Here is a 3,817-nt window from a genome sequence, read left to right on the forward strand (position 1 = left end):
TGACGCTTGGCTGCGAATATGCTTGATAATGGCTTGTTCTGCTTCCAGATCGTGTTGCACCATCTGTCTGCAACTAAAAACACCATCCGGTTCCGGGGTGAAGCAGCACAATTCGGCGAGTTTGGTAAAGCTGACTACAGGAATGCCACCCAAACCATTCAGACGTTCGCCAATTTCATGGGCGTGTCCTTCTACCTCTCCGTAGCTTTTCTCAAAGAATTCGTGCAGCTGATAGAATTCGGAACCTTCAACGACTAAATGATGTTTCTGGTATTGCAGATACAGCGCCTGGAAACTTGCAAACGCGATGTTGAACCCTTCGCAGATAGGTGTAGTAACAGATTGCTCCAGCAAAACTGGATTGTCGTACACTCGATCGGCAGACCGTAGCAAACCTACAGCTTGAGTCATGGTTTTCCTCTCTTTCCCTTGGGATACTCGGTTGCAGCTACTGTAAATTTATCACTCTTCCCTTATCAGTCAAGAGCTATTTTTTAGCTTGATAACATTAATTCTCAATAATTAAGAACTGCTTAATTTCCGGATGCTGTCAGCTATCAAGTACTAAAATTCTCAGTAGCTGTGTCTGCTACAAATTGAGATAAATTCACAGTAAGGAAAAAAATCAAAATTTGATAACTTTTGTGCATCGCACTTAATAGTTAAATTGCTCATGTTGGCTTTAGGCAATTTGGCATCGGTCTAGCTTGGACGCCATGATGGCAGCGTGACGCCACCACTGATATCCGCCTATCCAACTCCGCGACGGTAGGTGTCCCAAAGGCGCTGATAAACTAAATTTTAAATAGGGGCTGCGAGCATCGTGACTTGGCCAACCGATGCGATCGCAAAATTGAGCGTAGTCTTCCTCTACCAGCTCGAAAATTTGTTTTTGCACACTCCAACCGAAGTGCCCTTTGCTGAACTTCACCCACAGTCTGTCAATTATCTCCAAATCCTCACAAGGTAACTTTTCGATATCCCCTGTTTGTAGATAATTGCTGGGCGATTTTCTCAATATATGACACATTACTGTCCAAGTTTCTTTATCTGCCTGTTCCCATTTACCGGCAGCGAGTAAATACTGTAACCTGCTGTAGTCAACCCCCGCTTCGGAAATCAAGTTGCCGCGCTGTATCTGTCCAATTTGAGGACGGAAAAGTTTGGTAAAAAAGTTAACACTGGGAGGTGGTGCGGCTTGTTGCGGTTGGCGAGGCGTTTTTGGAGTTGCTTCTATCGCCTGCATAACTTCTGCAACAGATTTGTAGCGCTGGCTGACCGTACTTTTGACTAATCTATCGAGAATCCGACCCAAGCGATCGCTTACTTGTGTACCCTGCGGTAAAAAATCTCGCCACACCCAACGATTTTCTACTGCATCAAACATATCCAAAGGCGGAACACCAGTCAGCAAGTAAATGCAGCTAACACCCAAACTGTAGAGATCGCTAGCAGGCAATGCTTTGCCCTTCATTTGTTCGGCTGCTACATATTCTGGAGTTCCTACCGCAGTACCAGTACGATATAAAGCAGTATCGGTAATCACTTTGGCAACACCGAAATCGATCAGTATGAGTTTGCCATCTTTCCGACATCGCATGATATTTGCCGGTTTGATATCGCGGTGCAGTATATTGCGATCGTGGACATATTTCAGCACTGGCAGCAAATCTCGCAGTAATTCCCAAATCTGGGTTTCGTTAAAAACTCCCTTTTGCTGTGACTCCTGTTGTAATGTCTGTCCGTCTATGAACTCCTGTACTAAATAAAGCCGCTTTTGCTGCTCAAAGTGGCCAAGCAGCGCCGGAATTTGTGGATGTTTGCCCAATTCGTTTAAACGCGCCGCCTCTTGGTGAAATAATTGTGTCGCTTTTTTTATCACCAAAGTATTTTGATTCCCCTCAAGATAGAGTTGCTTAATTACGCAACGCTGCTTAGAGGGATGATTTTCATCCACAGCTAAAAAAGTTCTGCCAAATCCGCCCTTACCAATAGGTTTGAGCGGTCGATACTGCTGTTTGAGCAACAATGGGGAACCGCAGCTCAAGCAAAATTGAGCGTTATCTGGGGCTTGGGGATTTTGGCATCCAGGGGTGAGACAGTAACTCATCTTTAGGGCGTCGGGGCTAGGGGCTAGGGTCTAGGGAAGAGGGAGAGGGGAGAGGCAGAAATTTTGACTTTTGACTTTTGACTTTTGACTTTGGATTACTGGGCTTCGGCTTGATAGATGTAGAAATTTTGAAATGCTCCTAATGTTTCGACGTGATAACCGGGTAGTAACGGGTGTATAGCTAAATCTGTCCTATAAATGCTGAAAAAGACAAAATTATGCCTATAGGTGTTCTCTGCTATGATACGCTTAAGTTTGGGACGTCCGGTATCAACCAGTTTTTTGCATTCGCGCTCTAAAAAGTTATTGAAACCTTTGGGAGCTTCGGTACAGACGTTAGTTTTTAAGTAGCTGCTCAGCTGCCCGCCAGCATACTCTTCATAATCGGACTGGCTGGGATTGCTGGCTACCATCGATAACCCCAGTCCAGCTAAAGCTATACTGACCGCCAATTTGAGAATGTTTAAGCTTTTCATCGCGTTAACGGGTGTTTCAGTTCTAGGTTAGCCGAGAAAAATTTGCAAATATAAGGAAAGCTCTGGATCGATTTCACTGAGAAGTGCTATACTAGGTTTCGCAACGGCGAGCGTAGCCAAGTGGTTAAGGCAGTGGATTGTGGTTCCACCACTCGGGGGTTCGAGTCCCCTCGTTCGCCCTCCCATCGCAAGTTCAGGTACCTCAACGGCATTGGCTACTATTCGGTTTGATGTACTGGGATTTCGATCGCAAACTCTGCTCCCTGTCCTGGTGAGGAACAACACAATAGTTGTCCTCTATGTTTTTGTACGACTATTTGGTAACTAATCGATAATCCCAGTCCGGTACCGCTACCGGGAGGCTTGGTCGTAAAAAATGGGTCAAATAGACGCGATTGTACCGACTCCGGAATTCCTGGGCCATTGTCTGCAATCCGAATTCTGACGGTATGGGAACCTATCAATTCCGTGCAAATGCGAATAGTTGGTAATTGATACTGGCTGGTGGCTAGTGGGTTAGATTGAGATCCGCTAGTCAGTAACGAATATTGAGTAACTTGTTGTAAAGCGTCGATCGCATTATTTAATATGTGCATAAAAACTTGGTTTATCTCGCTTGCATAACAAGTAACTAAAGGTAAATTTCCATAATCTTTAATTACTTGAATAGGCGGATGTGTTTCTGTTTCGCGGAGTCGATGCTGCAACATTAGCAAAGAGTTATCTATTCCCTCATGGATGTTGACTGGCTTCATTTCTGCTTCATCAAGCCTGGAAAAGTTACGTAAGGAAATTACCAGATGCTGAATGCGTTCTGCACCTCTGTGCATTGCGCCGATAATGTTATGCGTATCGTTAAGCAAAAAATTTAAGTCTATAGTGTCAACAATTTGTTGAATTTTTGCCGTCATTTTGGGGGATTCTTCTTGATAAGCTTCTAGCAAGCTAACCAAATCTTTAATATATTCTCTAATGTAAGTGATATTGCCATAAATTGAATTGATTGGATTATTAATTTCATGAGCTATTCCTGCTACCAACTGTCCCATTGCAACCATTTTTTCATTTTGAACAAGTTGCACTTCGGCATTTTTTAATTCACCTAAAGTTTTTTCGAGTAAAATATTTTTTTCCTGAAGTTTTATTTGTAGCGATCGCAGTTTAAGCTGATTGCCAACACGCGACAAAACTTCTGCCTCCTGAAACGGTTTGGTAATATAGTCGGCAGATC

4 protein-coding genes and 1 tRNA gene are annotated in these 3,817 nt (G+C 43.7%); 1 reads left to right on the plus strand and 4 read right to left on the minus strand.

Going from position 1 to position 3,817, the window contains the following annotated elements:
- The 3 genes from H6S82_RS22965 to H6S82_RS22975 all read right to left on the minus strand — a co-directional run.
- The coding region (locus H6S82_RS22965) for a DNA starvation/stationary phase protection protein (RefSeq protein ID WP_191056768.1) at positions 1 to 411 on the minus strand (411 nt) is incomplete at its 3' end.
- A 271-nt stretch (positions 412 to 682) separates the two neighbouring features.
- Complete coding sequence (locus tag H6S82_RS22970) at positions 683 to 2,110, minus strand: serine/threonine-protein kinase (RefSeq protein ID WP_190464896.1); 1,428 nt, start codon at positions 2,108 to 2,110, stop codon at positions 683 to 685.
- A gap of 95 nt (positions 2,111 to 2,205) precedes the next feature.
- Positions 2,206 to 2,586, minus strand: a complete 381-nt coding sequence (locus tag H6S82_RS22975) for a DUF4359 domain-containing protein (protein WP_190464897.1) — start codon at positions 2,584 to 2,586, stop codon at positions 2,206 to 2,208.
- 106 nt (positions 2,587 to 2,692) lie between these two features.
- Here H6S82_RS22975 and H6S82_RS22980 point away from each other — a divergent pair.
- A tRNA-His gene (locus H6S82_RS22980) sits at positions 2,693 to 2,765 on the plus strand.
- 39 nt (positions 2,766 to 2,804) lie between these two features.
- On the opposite strand, the gene H6S82_RS22985 is transcribed toward H6S82_RS22980, so the two are convergent.
- Positions 2,805 to 3,817 (minus strand): ATP-binding protein (locus H6S82_RS22985; protein ID WP_191056769.1); only part of this gene is annotated, 1,013 nt, incomplete at its 5' end.

The sequence above is a fragment of the Planktothrix sp. FACHB-1355 genome (assembly GCF_014748295.1).
GTDB lineage: Bacteria > Cyanobacteriota > Cyanobacteriia > Cyanobacteriales > Aerosakkonemataceae > Aerosakkonema > Aerosakkonema funiforme_A.